Source organism: Halothece sp. PCC 7418 (assembly GCF_000317635.1).
In the GTDB taxonomy this organism is placed as follows: Bacteria; Cyanobacteriota; Cyanobacteriia; order Cyanobacteriales; family Rubidibacteraceae; genus Halothece.
Genome location: NC_019779.1, coordinates 3,455,871 through 3,471,366 on the forward strand (window position 1 = coordinate 3,455,871; position 15,496 = coordinate 3,471,366).

Consider the following 15,496-nt stretch of genomic DNA (forward strand, 5'->3'; position numbering starts at 1 on the left):
AAAGGATGTGGTCAAAATGATGTTAGATCAGCAGAAAAGGAACTGCTCCCCCGAAGAAATTGAACAAGCGATCACTGAATTAGAACGATACCGAGAAAGAATCGTCAATGACTTATTTCAGTCAGCACGGCGAGTTGATATTTCTCATAAAAGAGCAATGGCTAACATTGGCAAAAATCCAGAGATCATCAAAATTGATGCCGAGATTGAAAAGTTACAAGCCCAGCAGTCGAAACTTCGATAAGCTAAACTTTATTTTGAGCTCTAAAAAATACAGAATTAAAATCTAGAGAGTCAATCAGACATGGACACGGGGAAACTACAACATTTTTTTGACTGTTGCTTGGGTCATTGGGATATTGAACGCACCTATCATTATCTCATGCGGGAAGAAGTAGAACGGTCGCACACGAAATTTGAAGTCAAGCCATTGACTCCAGAATTGCAAAGGAAAGTCTTGGTGGATAATCAGTATGATATTTCTGACCAAGATACAGTTCTGTCAGGGTTTCAACTTTCCTTTCATACCGTGTCTGATAAGGGAGAAGAAGTCGCACAATCCCTCAATGCTTTATTTGTCCCCAAACAGCAAAGGGAAGGGATTCTAGAGGGGGATTATTTGCGCGATCGCGCTTATGAAGAAGCCCGACCCATTGTCTCCCATTTCCGCTTCGATCCTGCGGTTTCAGAGTTGTTAATGACCACCTCTTATACACAAGTAGTTTCCGTGGATTCCATCACCTTGGTCAATCCCAACTTGAGAATTCGTAAAATTATTAACTACGATCGGCCTCCCCAAGGAGAAACCTTAAAAAAGGTGAGATTGGTGGGGTTTGGGGTGGAGCAAAAAGTCAGCACTCCTTAAACTTATCTTATTTTTCTTAACAAAATCTTAAAACAAGCACCTGTCCACCAGTGAAATGGTTAAGGAGAATACTATACTGGTTGATTACGTGATTGTGTAAGGAAAAGATGGCAAAAACGAAACGAACAAAAGCAGGGAAAGGATTCGCACAAATCAAAAATAGTAATGCTGAAATCACCCTGAGTGCTACTGGTCAGCAGGGATTAGCGGAAATAGCGCGTCAGGTGGGGGTTACGCCTTCAGAATTGGTTGAGCAAATCATCAGTGGGAAAATTGCGGTGGTGACAGAGCAAGCGGAAAAAACAATTTCTGTAATCCCTGATCAGGGGGCCAACCACTCCCCAACTGTAAAACTCGTTTCAGGAGAGCAACCTTCCTCTGTGGATCAAAATCAGATTAGCGCCTTAGAGGAAGAAATAATGCAGTTGAAAAAAGAATTGGCGCAACAGGAAAGTCTTCAACAAAATTATCAAGCAATTTCCCTGAAAAGTGAACAGCAAGGGATTTATATTAGTGAATTAGAGGAAGCGCGATCGCGCCAACGTCAAGAGATTCAAAACTTGAATCAAAGCCTAAGCGAACTGCAAGCGCAAGTGGAAACCCAAACCAGACAACCGCAAACAGAACTTGCAGCCAAAGATCAACAAATTGCAAAACTGCAAGCACAAGTTCAGGCTCTACAAAGTTTCGCTAGCATCGGAGAGAAGTCTCTTAATCGTTGGCGTTCTCGTAGTATCCAGTAAGCATAAGGAGTAAAATCAGCCCATGGATGGATTGCAATTTTTCCAACAAAGTGCAGGTCAATGGCGTTCCCTCCGTACCACCCACCATCTTCCCTTTCGTCGTGCGGAAACGGGCGGATCTGATATTAAAGTGGAAGCCCTAACCGCAGAAGATGATCGCATTGCAGAAATTTGTCAAATGCACGAAGTCGATCCCAGTACCGCCGTGGGGGGAGCGCACGTGAGTTGGGATGGTGCAATGGAGTGGGATCAAGAAGGAGAAGACCATTCTGGAACCAGTGTTTTTTCCCTTGTTCCCGATGCTGAAAACCCGCAACAAGGGAAATTATTACGGGAGAGAGGCTATGCAGAAGTCGTTCCCGTCATGGGGGAATATCACATTGATCACGAAGAAGCACTGGTATTAGTGACCGAATATGACACCATGAGCATTAATGAACGCTTTTGGTTTCCTCATCCTGATGTGCGGTTGCGAACCAGTACAGTGAAACGCTTTGGCGGATTGAGTACCGCCACTTTCTGCGCCGAAATTCGGGTTGATGAATCGGAAAAGGCAACCCCAAAACCGAGTGAAACATCAGTGCAATCCCTTTGGGGGTGGTAGAAACAACCTGTGAGCGATTTCAATTCCTCCCTTCAGTCGTCTGTATCTGAGCAAGGAAAAGCCTATTTAGCAAAGATGGAAGGCTTAGCCTTAGATCCGAGCTTGGTTGATTTGAGACTGTCTCCGCAGTGGCAAGAGCAAATCTATGGCGCGATCGCGCTGCAAATTTCTACCATTAACGAAGAACTAGAAAGCCATTTGACCTTATGTCAACAGTGTTTTCATCCCCCGCAACGGTTAGCCGTACAAGTCTTTGCCGTTCCTTTTGCACAACATCTCAATATTGATGCGTTGTGTAACCTTAAAACAAACCCAATCACGATTTTGATTGATGTGGGGCGGATTGTACGGGAAGATTGGCTATGCGCGATCGCCCATGAATACGCTCATGCCCAAGTGGGCGTTCCTGGACATCATCAAGCCTTCCTCAAGACGCTCACCCATCTCTGTTTAGGCTTAGGCTTAACTCCGCCCCCTCCCAGTGGACTCCCAGAATCGGAATTACGTAATTGGCCCCCTTGTCAGCCGACCACTGATCCCCTCGCCTTTTGGTTGGGGGAATCAGGGGGAAATTGAACCGTTAATGCAGGAAGTGACGAGTTCCTGTGAAAATCATCACGATTCCCAACTCATTAGCAGCTTGAATCGAATCTTGATCGCGACGTGATCCACCTGGTTGAATAAGGGTTGTAATGCCCGCTTTAGCTGCCGTCCGAACCGAATCATCAAACGGGAAAAAACCATCACTGGCTAGAGTTGCCCCTTGTGTTTTCTCTCCCGCTTGTTTGAGGGCAATATCAACCGCACCCACTCGGTTCATTTGTCCAGCACCAATGCCAATGGTAGCGCGATCGCGCGTCACAACAATCGCATTCGACTTAACGTGCTTAGCAGCTTTCCAAGCAAACATCATTTCCGCCAATTGTTCTGCCGTGGGTTGTTTTTCTGTCACCACTTCCCATTGATCATCACTATCGGGTTCATCATCGACGGTTTGCACTAAAAAGCCCCCTGCAATCACTTTTACCATTTCCTTCGGTCCAGCTTGCAAGTCGGGTAAAACTAACACCCGCAGATTAGACTTTTTCCCTAATACAGCTTTCGCCTCTTCATGACAACCAGGTGCAACCACACACTCTAAAAAAGTTTTAGTCATTGCAGTTGCTGTGGCTTCATCAATCGCTTGATTCAACGCCACAATTCCGCCAAAAGCAGAAACCGAATCCCCAGCAAAAGCGTTTTCATAAGCATCCACTAAATGATTCGCCGAAGCAATCCCACAAGGATTCGTATGCTTCAAAATTGCTGCTGTCGGCTGATCCGTAAACTCATTGATGATCCGTCGCGCTGCTTCTAAATCAACTAAATTGTTATAACTCAGTTCTTTTCCTTGGAGTTGGGTTGCACCCGCCCAACCCGTGGGGGTATTTCCCGTTTGATACCAAGTTGCGCTTTGATGGGGGTTTTCGCCATAACGGAGGGCTTGGCGTTGCGTTCCCATGAGGCTAAACTGTGGGGGTAAGGGGGCGACCTTTTCTTCATTGACTCCTGCTAAATAAGCACTAATCGCTTGGTCATAATCCGCAGTGAGGGTAAAGGTTTCGAGGGCGCAAGTTTGACGGAAATTGAGTGAGGGTTGTCCGCCAGTGCTACGAAGTTCTTCGAGATAAGCCTCATACCGCTTCGGATTAGAAATTACCGTCAAATGTTGATAGTTCTTAGCAGCAGCCCGTAACATAGCAGGTCCGCCAATATCTATATTTTCAATCGCTTCAGCAACAGTGACCTCGGGTTTGCTGATTGTGGCGACAAATGGGTAAAGGTTCACTACAATTAAATCAAAAGGACGAACATTATTTGCTTCGAGATCAGCTTGATCATCAGCGCGATCGCGCCGAGCTAAAATTCCCCCATGAATGCGAGGATGTAGCGTTTTCACTCGTCCCCCTAAAATTTCGGGAGAGCCTGTATAATCGGAAACTTTAGTCACCTCAATGCCAGCTTCCCTCAGTGTTTTCGCAGTTCCACCACTGCTGACAATCTCAAAATCAAATTCTGAGATTAACTGTTGGGAAAACTCAACAATTCCTGTTTTGTCGGAAACGCTAATCAGAGCTAACCGCTTCAATGTTTTTTCTCCTTACTTTTGAAAATTCAGTCTTTTCTAGTTCTTGTTGCTAATTTTTAGCAAATATATCATCCACTGAGTTGACATAAACTAAGAAATTATCTTAGCTTAGAGTCTATCCTGATTTAAATATTGTTTCCTGATCTTCATGTTAGAACCGGATTTTCAAACCCATCCTCCTCGGATTCTGGTTGTTGAGGACGAGAAAACCCTTCGCCTGATTTCTAAACGAGCCTTGACGCGAGAGGGATATACAGTACGAGAAGCGATTAATGGGGAAGAGGCTCTGGAACTTGTGGTTGAAAGTGTACCCGATCTGGTTTTATTAGATGCCATGATGCCAGAAATGGATGGCTTTACTTGTTGTGCAGAACTTCAGAAAAGATTAGGGAAAAATTGTCCACCGGTGCTCATGGTTACCGTTTTAGATGATGAGAAATCGGTTAATTTAGCCTTTGAAGTGGGAGCAACAGAATATATTACCAAACCGATTAATTGGGCTGTTTTACGAAAACGAATTGATCGGCTTTTAACGACGCGCTGGGCGTTACAAGAATTAGAGCGTCGTTATGAACAAGCCCATCAATTAAGTCTAGAATTAGAAAAAGCCAATCAGAAACTGGAATATTTAGCAAGAGTTGATGCTTTAACCCAAGTGGCAAATCGCAGGACGTTTAATGAGCGGTTTCAGGAAGAATGGAATCGATCGCGCCGTGACTCTTCTCCAATCAGTTTGATTTTATGCGATGTGGATTATTTCAAAAAATATAATGACTATTATGGACATCAAGCGGGAGACAGTTGTTTATACAAAATTGCAAAAATTCTACAAGAGAATTGCCAACGTGCTAGTGATTTAGTCGCTCGTTATGGCGGGGAAGAATTTGCCATCATTTTAGGCGGAATTCATTTAGAAGAAGCGACTCATTTAGCAGAAAAAATTCGTCTCCACGTGCAAGAGAGTGCTATTCCTCATCAGGCTAATCCGAATGGCAACTCGGTCACTTTAAGTCTAGGGGTTGCTAGTTTGATTCCTGATGAAAACTATAGCAAAAATGATTTAGTGAGACAGGCAGATGCAGCGTTATATGAAGCGAAAAATGCTGGGCGCGATCGCGTTGTCGTTTATCAGGGTTAATCATTTCTATAAATACCAATCCCATTATGAATCCGCGCACTGGTTGCAGGAGAGCGATTGATCAATGCGCCACTGAGATAAAGAGAAGTAGAACTTCCCCCGTCAAGGTTGAGGGCTTCGATCGCGCCCAGACGCTTGAGAATAGCTGTTGCTTCCGAGAGGGTGGGACCTTTTCTTCCCAGACCATCACCCATAGCAACTAAAAGAATTGTACCTTGTCGAGTGAGCGCGATCGCGCTTCGATGAGCTTTTTGGTTAATAAAGGCTTGACTAAAATTTTCCCCTTCTGCATCTAATACGACTCGCCCATTTTTGATTAATAAAGGACCAGCAGCTAAAATATTGGGGTAACGGTCAAAGTAGCTAGGGAAACTTTGACTCTCTAACTGTAAGGATGTTCCCACGTTAAAAGCAGAAGCCAGTTCAGGTTTTCCGCGAATCGTTAGCAGATAGCCATTGCTAGGAATGGGAATTTGTTGATTCTGACCCAAGATCCCAGTTACTAACTGTTGCACTCGCTGATTGTTCACTACAACAACCGTTTCTTGGTCGGTAAGGGGGGTATAAGTCACGCCCCAAGCAGAAGTATAACGAGCAATTCCCGATTGCACATAGCCACTATTAAGGGCTTGTAGAGAGAAAGTTTGTCCGTTGCTGGTGTGGAGAGTTTCTTCGTAGCGTAACCGATCCATAATAATTTGTCCTTGATTGTCCCACGCGATCGCGCCTCGGTTCAAAATCGGGCTAGAATACCACTCTCCCTCTCGTTTAATCGCGCCAAGGGGTAATTTCGTATCCCGATTAAAAAATCCACCATTAATTGCCACAGGGACTTGATTATATTTTCCAGTATCACTGAGACGAGCAATTCCTTGCATTTGCTCAGGATTACTCCAAATTGGCATTAAATTAAAATTACTATTACGAGGATTTAACTCTAACCACGTCACTGCAAATGTTCCATCGGAAATAGGGATATAATCTTGTCGCCAGTGAACGCCTTGCGCCCAATGAATCTGTTTTGATTGCAGATGATCAGGGCGTAAATCAATGACTAACCTTGGCGGATTGGAAAGAGTGCTGACGTGCAGATTCAATGCTTCGGGTACATTAATCTCAAGTTGGGTTTTTTGAGCTTCTGACTTGACTACCAAGAGAGAAGAATTAGTCTTTTTTTCTGTATTTTTGATTGCTTCTGGTCTTTCTAGTGGTGGTGGAGAAAACTGTGCGCTCACTTGAGACGGTGTAAAAGCGGAAAGGGTTAATGTTGCTTGCTGTCGTCCCTCTTTAATATGCCAGAGAATCGGACGATCTAAATCAACCACAATGCGTTCCCCCCAAGATTGTTTTCCCCTGCGAATATTCTTAACTTGGGCGGGGGTTGTAGTAATTTCTAACTGATTTCCTAGAACTGATAATTGTTCAGCACTTTCTCTTAAAATTGGCGTGAGATCCAGATAGCGATTGGGCTGTAGGTGTTGCGTTGTGAGACGATAAGCTGAACGATTCTCGCCACCAAACCACCAGACAGGTTGCACTTGCGGAGTATTGCTGCTGAGTAATTCTAAACCGAGTCGTTGTTGGGCTGCGGTATCGCTAATTCCGAGATGAGTGTTTCCGTTTGCTTCCCATTGTCGCCAACTGATCGGGAGTTCATTTCCGTTGAGACTGACGATTTCTCCTTGGCGCAAGACTTCTACATTAGAAGTGCTCGATCGCGCTTGAGTGACTGTTGCTGAAAGAATACAAGTCAGAACAACCGTTAAACTTAGTGTAATTGGTAATAGCAGCTTATCCCAGCGCATTTGGGTTCGATTCAAGGTGAGTAATCCTTTAGAGGAAACGTCAGAGATTACGCCTCCCTAAACGGAGTTGATAAGTTCTGTTGACTAATTTTCCCACAAAGAGTTCCAGTCAAAGATACTTGATGAGACGCTTATCTAACGGTGTAGAATCAAGTTGATCTTTTGTTCGGTTGTGAGGTGCGAGTGAGTTATTCTTCTAGTCTTTCGGAAAACGGGGTGACAGAGGTTAAGGTTCGTCCCCAAATTTCAGTTGTTGTTCCGATTTATAATGAAGTGGAAAGTTTAGAAACATTAGTCAGCGCGATCGCGCAAACGCTAATCCCTACCACTTATCCCTACGAAATTGTTTGTGTGGATGATGGCTCGAAAGATGGAACAACTGCTCTCCTCAAAGACTTAGCGCAAAACCGTGATGACTTATGTGCTGTCATTCTCCGACGGAACTACGGACAAACCGCAGCCATGGCAGCAGGATTTCATTATGCCCAAGGTCAGTTTATCATTTCTCTCGATGCTGACTTACAAAACGACCCCACTGATATTCCAGACCTGATTGCCAAACTAGAAGAAGGCTACGATCTCGTTAGTGGCTGGCGCAAAAACCGTCAAGATGCAGCACTCACCCGCTTACTCCCCTCAAAAATTGCCAACTGGCTAATTGGACGAGTGACCAATGTCCGCATCCACGACTATGGCTGTTCTCTCAAAGGATATCGCGCCGAGTTAGTTGCAGATATGAACCTCTACGGGGAATTGCATCGCTTTCTCCCTGCACTAGCCTTTATTGAAGGGGCGAAAATTACCGAAATTCCCGTCAAACATCATCCCCGACAGTATGGAAGTAGTAAATATGGTTTAGGGCGTACCCTTCGCGTTTTAATGGACTTACTGACCATCTGGTTTATGCAGAAATTTCTTACCCGCCCGATGCACGTTTTTGGGTCTCTGGGGTTACTTTCGATGGGCTTAGGCATTTTAACAGGGGGTTATTTAACGGTTCTTAAATTTGGCTTCGGACAAAATATCGGTGATCGCCCTTTGTTAATTTTAGTGGTTGTTTTGCTCTTAGCTGGCGTACAACTTTTTTCTTTTGGTTTATTGGGAGAACTGCTCATTCGCACCTATCATGAATCACAGGGCAGACCCATTTATCGGGTGCGAGAAGTTTTGTAGGTTGGGTTGAACCGAATGAAACCCAACATTCTTGGTTCTTTGTTCACCCACTCACCTAGCAATACTTCTGCTACAACTCTGACCAACGGTCGCGTGCCGAGCCCCTTCCATTGAGGAAGGTCTAATCTGCGACTCTAGTTTGATTGTTATAAATTACTTGTTGATTATATAATAATTAATGAACTAAATGGTAATTACTTGCATTTATCGTACAGACAAAAGGAGGGATGAACTCAAATGCAAAGCCTAGTTTCGGCATTATTTCGATCCAACCTCACACCCAACTACTGGTCTCAAGGCAGTTGGGTGATTTTACGGGTTGTAATTGGACTGTTTATGATTCATAACGGCATTGATAAACTTGCCGATGTTGAATCCTTTGCCCAGGCTTACGTGGAAGTGATCGGTTTACCGTTTCCGATTTTCTTTAGTTACGTTGCAGGTTATGTGGAATTAATTGGCGCACCTTTAGTCGCCCTCGGATTATTCACGCGACCCGCAGCCCTACTCAATGTTGCCACCATGGCAGTCGCGTTGTATCACCACGTTTTAGTCGCTGGCTTCAGTGTTCCCTATTTAGAATTAGCCAGCATCTATGCAGCAGCGTTCTTATTCTTTGCGGTTAATGGTGGTGGAATCTTCTCTCTAGATACCTTTCTGGGGAATTGGATCAGCGATCGCGCTGCCCCATCGCAATCAGAAGAAGCGGAAACCGTTTCAGTTAGAGATATTGCAGAATCCAAACAAGTTAATTAAGGAGGTGAAATCGAATCATGTTTTGGAAGAAAATGCTTGCTGTTTTGGTTATGGTTGCTGTTTTCATGACTGGTTGTGGGAGTTCTGATGCTCAGAATCCTCCTGAATCCCAAAGCAAGACTAGCCAACAGCCACAGCAAACCGAACAAGTGGCTGAGGCAAAACCAGAAGTAGAGGAAGTGGAGTTGAGTCGAGAGGCTGCCGATCTCGAAAATGGAAAACAAGTGTTCATGGCAAAAGCCAATTGCACCCAATGTCATCGCGGTGGAATCAACACGGTCATTGCAGACAAGCACTTGGGGAAAGATGCCCTAGAGAAGTACAACATGGATTCCATGGAGGCGATCGCGCACCAGGTCAGAAATGGTAAAAACGCGATGCCTGCCTACGGAAGACGGCTCAGTGAGGAACAGATTCGCGATGTCGCAGCTTATGTTCTGTCGCAAGCAGAGAAAGGCTGGACGAATCAATAACTGAACCTTTGGATTATATTATCATTGCTCAGCGTTGGGTTGTCTCAGCGCTGGCTTTTTTTTGCTTCCACCACACTTCAACCCCATCCGCAATCGTCCCCGCGAGTTTTTCCTGTGCTGCGGGGTTCATCACCCATTCAAACTCAGTGGGATTAATCATAAAGCCCAGTTCTAAGAGAACCGCTAAGGTTGTATGCGGGCGGGTGAGGGCGAGAGTATTCCAGAAAACGCCATAAGAGTCTCGATTCAGTTCCTCTACTAGATAATTATGAAGAAAAACGGCTAAATCATGAGCGGGTGGGTTATACCAAAAAGCACCAATGCCAGAGGTATTAATGGCATCGCCATCATCAGGGAGGGCATTATAATGAATTGAAAGCGCGATCGCAGGGTTTAGATCATTAATCATGGCAATACGGTCTGCTAACGAGACAAATTTGTCCGTTTCTCGCGTCATATAAACCGTTGCCCCCCGTTGCTCTAATTCTGCTTGTAACAGTTGGGATACCTTTAAATTCACTGCTTTTTCGGGGTAGCCTGTGGGCCCTTTTGCCCCTAACTCCTCTCCGCCATGACCAGGGTCAACTAAAATTCTCATTCCAGCCAAGGGTTGAGCCGATCGCGCTGTTGGGGGATGTTTCAGGGATAAAATCAAGTTGGGGCCTTCATAGCGTAGATTATAGCCCCACTGTTGATCGGATTTGAGATGAAAGGTATATTGCACCGTTTCGGGGTCAATCTGTTGCCAATCGAGGCGTTCAATCAGGGGATCATCATCTAAGTGAATCGTATCCGTTTGCGCGATCGTGTGATGTAACGTCAGGGTAAAGGTGTCTTCTTCTTGTTGCACCCGCACGGGAACAGGAACTTGTAACGGAAAATGAATCTCTGTACTTTGTGGGGTGGGTTCTGCTTTAATACTGCGAATAAACGTCTGTGGTGAAACTGCATCAGGGATGACTCGTGTGGCTTCCCCATCTATCCAAGCCCCATACCCCAGCCGTAACCATTTTCCTTCTCTTCCCGTCACTGTTGCTCTTGTCCCTTTTGGTAACGGGGTAAGTCGAGAATAGCTGGTTCCTGGCCCTGTCCGTGCTGCGCCAGCTTCTGCGGTTACTTCGACCACAGTTTTCTCTATTGGAGTCATCTGTACTCCGCCGTGATACGACGAAGCCTGCGGATGAGCGTTGGTCAAAATCGTAATATTTTCCGTATCAGATGCGGTAATGGTTTGATCCCCGAATTTGATGGTATAAATGGGATTCCCCAAGTTACCCGCGATTTCTGATTTGAAACATCCTTGATAAAGTTGGGTAAACTGAGAAAGCGGTGCATTGTTTCCTGTTAACACGGCATAATTCGGAGGAAGGGCGTGTTTAGCTTGGGGGAGAAGGGGAATTATTTGTTCTGCTACAGTGGCTGTGACTTCCCCTTGCGGTGTCCCAACGGCTTCGAGACAAATTGTTTCTCCCACTTGACGGGTAATTGGTTGTGAGGGAAAGAGAGAGTTCGGTGCAAAACCGCCATCGCTAGGAGGAGTGGGAACAGGAGAAATACGAGTAATTCGTCGGGTGACTTGTTCATCTCCAGAACGGATTGTAAATTGATTATCTCCCATCTGGAGGGGGAAACTCGGCGCAAAATGTCCCGCAGCACTTTGTTCAATGGGCTGACCATTCACATAAACGGTCGCAGAAGCCGTACCAATGAGAAAAATTTTTTCAGCAGTGGTTTGATGTTGTTTTGGGGGATAGACTAGCATTAAATCTTGTTTCGACTGGGCGAACGCTGGTGGAGAACTGATGTAACTTGTCAGCAGGAATCCAGAAAGCAAAGGTGTTAACCAATTTTTCATCTGTGGTTTCGATCAATTTTAATTTCTCCTTAATAGGATATTAGTTACGCCGTTCATCGGTACAATCTTAGAGAAGTCTCAATCGAATCGAATTAGACTTGTTTTCTTGGCAATTAGTGTTAAGCTCAGTGATAAAAATCATACTCAAAACTTAAAGGAGAGAAATTAAAATGGGTGCTATCTTAGGTGCTGTTATTGGTCTGATTATTGGTGGCGTTGGTGTTCTCTTGTTTATGAGAAATCAAATCACGCAGTTGAGAGAGAACCATCAAAAAAAGCTAGAACAGCAAAAGCAACAATTAGAACAAGAACATCAGAAGCGAATTGAGGAAACTACGCAACGGTTACAGCAAGATTACGAAGCGCGAACGCAAGAACAGGTGAATGAACGGGTTGAACAAGAAGTTGCAGCTGCTCAAGAAAATGCCCAAGTTGAAATCGAACAACTCCGTCAGCAGTTAGAACAAGCACGTGAAGAATTAGCAGCCCAACAAAATTCTCAAACCCAAGTGGAAGAATTACGAAATGAACTTGAACGCACTAATGCTGATTATCAACAACAAATTGAAGCCTTAGAACAAGAAAAAGAAAGCGCGATCGCGCAAACAAAAACGGAATACGAAGAACGCATTGAACAACTCAATCAAGAACTAACCACTGCACAAGAGAAGATTACTCAACTCGAATCAGAGACTGACACGGAGTCAGTGCAACCGAAAACTCAGTTTGCGTTTGAAGAACCTGATACTGATTTTACCCCAGAAAACACTGACTTTACGGAACAAGAAACCAGCGCAACCCCAACGAGTTTCCAAGAACCAGAAACTAACTTCACTCAGCAGACAGAGGAGGAAACAACTAGCCCTTCTCAAGATTTAGAAACGGACTTTAATCTGGATGACTTGAGCGAGGAGGCGACGGCTTTCCAAGAACCAGAAACTAATTTCACTGGCGATTTGAGTCAAACGACTCCCGACCTGGAAGAAGAACTAGAAAGCAGCCCTAGCTCAACCACACAGGACTCGACAGCAAGCAATGAATTTGATGAGTTTTTTGATGAGGAAGTGACTTCTGAAGCCCCCTCTCAATCCGAGAGCAGCCCTCAACAAGAAGCAGAAGAATTAGATGAGTTTTTCTTTGATGATGAATCAGAGTCTAGTACACAAGCTCAAGCAACGTCTGAGTCTTCTACTGAGGATGAATTTGATACTTTGTTTGCTGATGTGGAAGAAGAAGAATTCACCAGTGGCGAACAGACAGTTACTCAAAATACCAGTGATGAGATGACAGCCTCAAGGGAGGAAGAAGATGAATTTGATCAGTTCTTTCAAGAAACAGAACTGGAGGAAACAGCAAGCAGTGCAACCACGACCAGTGGCAAAACTGAAGAAGATGAATTAGAGGAACTCGACTCCTTATTTGCTGATGATGAAACCTTAAAAGAGGAATCAAAAAGCAAAAATGCTGGCGATGAAGAACTCGATAGTCTTTTCGATCTCATTGATGACGATGAAAATGACTCAAAAAAAACCAATAGTTGAACAATTAACGACTTGGGGAAAGGAAGGGAACACCGCAACCATTCCTCAAGTCGAAGCCTTCGCTTACGATGACGATGAGCGGATTCGAGCAGCTTGTGCTGTTGCTTTCGGTGAAATCATTGCTCAAAAAACGGTGAATGATGAAGTGAAACGGGCAATTGAGCATTTAGGGGTTCTCACGCGCGATCGCGCACCTTTGGTTCGTCAATGTGCGGTCACAGCGTTGGGCAAAATTCGTTCCGAAGCTGTAATTCCTTCCTTAACCCAAGCCCTACAAGATCCCGACTTGGAAATTGTTGCCACCGCCAGCGCGATCCTACAACATTACAAAACCTATTCCGCCTCTCCTCCGCAATCCTCACCGCAACCGTTACCCGCAAATACTACCTTAAAATCACAATCCCATTCCTAACTGCTGCCTTTCCTCTCCTTTTAAGATAAACTTCAGGAGAGGAGCAAAGTCCCCCTTGCGCGTCGTGGGATTTGTGAGAAGATAACAGAGACCCACTTTCTTTTAAGCCATCTCCGCTTATTAAGGACATCATATGGAACTGCATACTTCATCCCGCCGAACGAAAATTGTTGCTACTGTTGGTCCCGCGACCTTAAAACCCGATGTCTTACGTGACTTAATTAAAGCTGGGGCAACAACACTGCGACTGAACTTTTCCCATGGCACGCAAGAAGATCACCAAAGCAGTATCCGCCTCATTCGCCAAACTGCTTTTGAACTTAATCAGCCTGTTGCCATCTTACAAGACTTACAAGGTCCCAAAATTCGCCTCGGCAAATTTGAAAATGGGTCGATTACTTTAGAAAAAGGCGATCCATTTATTCTCACCAGTCACCCCATGACTGGAACACAAGAGAAAAGTTATGTGAGCTATGACTTACTTGCCGAAGAAGTCCCCCCAGGGGCAACCATTCTCCTTGATGATGGTCGTGTCGAAATGAAAGTTGAAGAAGTCTATCCTGAGAAAAAGGAAGTTCATGGGCGCGTTGTGGTTGGTGGTGTCCTCTCGAATAATAAAGGGGTGAATTTTCCGGGCGTTTATCTGTCGGTTCGCGCTTTAACGGATAAAGATCGTCGAGACCTGATGTTTGGGTTAGATCAAGGGGTTGATTGGGTCGCGTTGAGTTTTGTCCGCAACCCTCAAGATGTTTTAGAAATTAAGGAAATTATTTCTAGTGCGGGTAAGTCAGTCCCTGTCATTGCCAAAATTGAAAAGCACGAAGCCATTGAACAAATGGAAGCCGTTTTATCCCTTTGTGATGGTGTCATGGTCGCGCGGGGTGATTTAGGAGTGGAACTCCCTGCTGAAGATGTTCCCATTTTACAGAAACGATTGATTCAAACGGCAAATCACCTTGGCATTCCAGTTATTACCGCCACCCAAATGTTAGATAGTATGGTGGGGAATGCTCGTCCCACTCGTGCGGAAGTGTCCGATGTGGCAAACGCCATTTTAGACGGAACAGATGCGGTGATGCTGTCCAACGAAACCGCAGTCGGGAAATATCCCGTAGAAGCGGTGGCGACCATGGCGCGAATTGCTGATCGGATGGAAAGGGAAAAACCCAAGCCTTCAGAAGATTTAGATACAACACGCACCATTCCCAATGCCATTTCCAGTGCGGTGAGTCAAATTTCTCGACAGCTTGATGCTTCTGCAATCATGACTTTGACGAAAACTGGGGCAACCGCAAGAAATGTTTCCAAATTCCGTCCCCAAACCCCCATTTTAGCGGTAACCCCTCATGTGGATGTCGCTCGTCAATTGCAACTGGTTTGGGGGGTAAACCCCTTATTAGTCCTTGATTTACCCTCTGCTGGGCAAACCTTCCAAGCAGCGTTAAATGTGGCGCAAGAAAAAGGGTTACTCTCGGAAGGAGATTTAGTAGTGATGACAGCAGGTACACTCCAAGGTGTTTCTGGATCAACAGATTTAGTCAAAGTGGAAGTGGTCACGGCGGTTTTAGGTCGCGGTGTTGGCATCGGTCATGGGACGGTGAGCGGTCGCGCCAGGGTGGCAAAAAGTGCCAATGAGGTGGGAAATTTCCGTCCTGGTGAAATTTTAGTAGTTCCTCATACGGATGCCGATTATGTAGAAGCGATTCGCAAAGCCACGGGAATTATCACCGAAGAAAGTAGTCTTACGAGTCATGCTGCTGTGATTGGGCTACGGTTAGGGATTCCGGTTATTGTTGGCGTGGAAGGGGCAACCCAAGCCATTCGCGAAGGGGCAATCTTAACCGTTGATGCCCAACGGGGATTAGTTTTTTCTGGGTCTGTTCCTGCAGGCGGTCACTTTAATGAAGGGGCTGGCACAGGGGTTTCTATGCCTTCCTAGAATTAATTTGCCAACAGAATCCGTATCTCGGTAGCGGGTAAGGTTTGAGAGTCCCTTCTCTCCC

Annotated in this window: 15 protein-coding genes; 12 read left to right on the forward strand and 3 right to left on the reverse strand. The window is 45.1% G+C overall.

Annotation, left to right across the window (positions count from 1 at the left end; genetic code table 11):
* The first annotated feature begins 16 nt into the window (after window positions 1–16).
* From PCC7418_RS15860 to PCC7418_RS15880, 5 genes are all read left to right on the forward strand, one after another.
* The gene (locus PCC7418_RS15860) at window positions 17–244 is read left to right on the forward strand and encodes a hypothetical protein (protein ID WP_015227203.1); all 228 of its coding nucleotides are present in this window, start codon (window positions 17–19) and stop codon (window positions 242–244) included.
* A 60-nt stretch (window positions 245–304) separates the two neighbouring features.
* On the forward strand, window positions 305–865 hold the full coding sequence (locus PCC7418_RS15865) for a phycobiliprotein lyase (protein WP_015227204.1): 561 nt from the start codon (window positions 305–307) through the stop codon (window positions 863–865).
* 107 nt (window positions 866–972) lie between these two features.
* A complete protein-coding gene (locus PCC7418_RS15870; protein WP_015227205.1) occupies window positions 973–1,608 on the forward strand; it encodes a hypothetical protein in 636 nt (211 codons plus the stop codon).
* Window positions 1,609–1,630: 22 nt separating this feature from the next.
* The gene (locus tag PCC7418_RS15875; protein ID WP_015227206.1) at window positions 1,631–2,212 is read left to right on the forward strand and encodes a phycobiliprotein lyase; all 582 of its coding nucleotides are present in this window, start codon (window positions 1,631–1,633) and stop codon (window positions 2,210–2,212) included.
* 9 nt (window positions 2,213–2,221) lie between these two features.
* The gene (locus tag PCC7418_RS15880) at window positions 2,222–2,788 is read left to right on the forward strand and encodes a hypothetical protein (protein WP_216086650.1); all 567 of its coding nucleotides are present in this window, start codon (window positions 2,222–2,224) and stop codon (window positions 2,786–2,788) included.
* 4 nt (window positions 2,789–2,792) lie between these two features.
* Here the strand turns inward: PCC7418_RS15880 and purH are convergent, their stop codons facing one another.
* On the reverse strand, window positions 2,793–4,340 hold the full coding sequence (gene purH / locus PCC7418_RS15885; RefSeq protein ID WP_015227208.1) for a bifunctional phosphoribosylaminoimidazolecarboxamide formyltransferase/IMP cyclohydrolase: 1,548 nt from the start codon (window positions 4,338–4,340) through the stop codon (window positions 2,793–2,795).
* Window positions 4,341–4,488: 148 nt separating this feature from the next.
* On the opposite strand from purH, the gene PCC7418_RS15890 reads away from it, so the two are divergent.
* Window positions 4,489–5,478 (forward strand): PleD family two-component system response regulator, encoded by a 990-nt coding sequence (locus tag PCC7418_RS15890; RefSeq protein ID WP_015227209.1) that lies wholly within the window; start codon window positions 4,489–4,491, stop codon window positions 5,476–5,478.
* Here the strand turns inward: PCC7418_RS15890 and PCC7418_RS15895 are convergent.
* Window positions 5,475–7,298: a phosphodiester glycosidase family protein gene (locus PCC7418_RS15895; protein ID WP_216086651.1), complete on the reverse strand. Its 1,824-nt coding sequence runs from the start codon at window positions 7,296–7,298 to the stop codon at window positions 5,475–5,477. The two genes, PCC7418_RS15890 and PCC7418_RS15895, sit on opposite strands and share 4 nt — an antisense overlap.
* Window positions 7,299–7,466: 168 nt before the next feature.
* Between PCC7418_RS15895 and PCC7418_RS15900 the strand changes: the two genes are divergently transcribed.
* The 3 genes from PCC7418_RS15900 to PCC7418_RS15910 all read left to right on the forward strand — a co-directional run bounded on the left by PCC7418_RS15900 (window position 7,467) and on the right by PCC7418_RS15910 (window position 9,685).
* Window positions 7,467–8,456, forward strand: a complete 990-nt coding sequence (locus PCC7418_RS15900; RefSeq protein WP_015227211.1) for a glycosyltransferase family 2 protein — start codon at window positions 7,467–7,469, stop codon at window positions 8,454–8,456.
* 237 nt (window positions 8,457–8,693) lie between these two features.
* On the forward strand, window positions 8,694–9,212 hold the full coding sequence (locus PCC7418_RS15905; protein ID WP_015227212.1) for a DoxX family protein: 519 nt from the start codon (window positions 8,694–8,696) through the stop codon (window positions 9,210–9,212).
* 17 nt (window positions 9,213–9,229) lie between these two features.
* The gene (locus tag PCC7418_RS15910; protein ID WP_015227213.1) at window positions 9,230–9,685 is read left to right on the forward strand and encodes a c-type cytochrome; all 456 of its coding nucleotides are present in this window, start codon (window positions 9,230–9,232) and stop codon (window positions 9,683–9,685) included.
* A gap of 28 nt (window positions 9,686–9,713) precedes the next feature.
* Here the strand turns inward: PCC7418_RS15910 and PCC7418_RS15915 are convergent, their stop codons facing one another.
* Window positions 9,714–11,540 (reverse strand): N-acetylmuramoyl-L-alanine amidase, encoded by a 1,827-nt coding sequence (locus tag PCC7418_RS15915; protein ID WP_015227214.1) that lies wholly within the window; start codon window positions 11,538–11,540, stop codon window positions 9,714–9,716.
* 170 nt (window positions 11,541–11,710) lie between these two features.
* On the opposite strand from PCC7418_RS15915, the gene PCC7418_RS15920 reads away from it, so the two are divergent.
* The 3 genes from PCC7418_RS15920 (at window position 11,711) to pyk (ending at window position 15,432) form a co-directional block, all read left to right on the forward strand.
* A complete protein-coding gene (locus PCC7418_RS15920; RefSeq protein ID WP_015227215.1) occupies window positions 11,711–13,081 on the forward strand; it encodes a translation initiation factor IF-2 in 1,371 nt (456 codons plus the stop codon).
* On the forward strand, window positions 13,056–13,493 hold the full coding sequence (locus PCC7418_RS15925) for a HEAT repeat domain-containing protein (RefSeq protein WP_171814922.1): 438 nt from the start codon (window positions 13,056–13,058) through the stop codon (window positions 13,491–13,493). Before PCC7418_RS15920 ends, PCC7418_RS15925 begins: the two co-directional genes overlap by 26 nt.
* A gap of 133 nt (window positions 13,494–13,626) precedes the next feature.
* Window positions 13,627–15,432 (forward strand): pyruvate kinase, encoded by a 1,806-nt coding sequence (gene pyk / locus PCC7418_RS15930; RefSeq protein ID WP_015227217.1) that lies wholly within the window; start codon window positions 13,627–13,629, stop codon window positions 15,430–15,432.
* The last annotated feature ends 64 nt before the right edge of the window (window positions 15,433–15,496 follow it).

Excerpts from the sequence above, each read along its gene's own strand:
- PCC7418_RS15865 (WP_015227204.1), top strand. The coding sequence starts at position 305 with ATGGACACGGGGAAACTACAACATTTTTTTGACTGTTGCTTGGGTCAT.
- PCC7418_RS15910 (WP_015227213.1), top strand. The coding sequence starts at position 9,230 with ATGTTTTGGAAGAAAATGCTTGCTGTTTTGGTTATGGTTGCTGTTTTC.
- PCC7418_RS15915 (WP_015227214.1), bottom strand. The coding sequence starts at position 11,540 with ATGAAAAATTGGTTAACACCTTTGCTTTCTGGATTCCTGCTGACAAGT.
- PCC7418_RS15905 (WP_015227212.1), top strand. The coding sequence starts at position 8,694 with ATGCAAAGCCTAGTTTCGGCATTATTTCGATCCAACCTCACACCCAAC.
- PCC7418_RS15870 (WP_015227205.1), top strand. The coding sequence starts at position 973 with ATGGCAAAAACGAAACGAACAAAAGCAGGGAAAGGATTCGCACAAATC.
- PCC7418_RS15925 (WP_171814922.1), top strand. The coding sequence starts at position 13,056 with ATGACTCAAAAAAAACCAATAGTTGAACAATTAACGACTTGGGGAAAG.
- pyk (WP_015227217.1), top strand. The coding sequence starts at position 13,627 with ATGGAACTGCATACTTCATCCCGCCGAACGAAAATTGTTGCTACTGTT.
- PCC7418_RS15920 (WP_015227215.1), top strand. The coding sequence starts at position 11,711 with ATGGGTGCTATCTTAGGTGCTGTTATTGGTCTGATTATTGGTGGCGTT.
- PCC7418_RS15875 (WP_015227206.1), top strand. The coding sequence starts at position 1,631 with ATGGATGGATTGCAATTTTTCCAACAAAGTGCAGGTCAATGGCGTTCC.
- PCC7418_RS15860 (WP_015227203.1), top strand. The coding sequence starts at position 17 with ATGATGTTAGATCAGCAGAAAAGGAACTGCTCCCCCGAAGAAATTGAA.
- PCC7418_RS15890 (WP_015227209.1), top strand. The coding sequence starts at position 4,489 with ATGTTAGAACCGGATTTTCAAACCCATCCTCCTCGGATTCTGGTTGTT.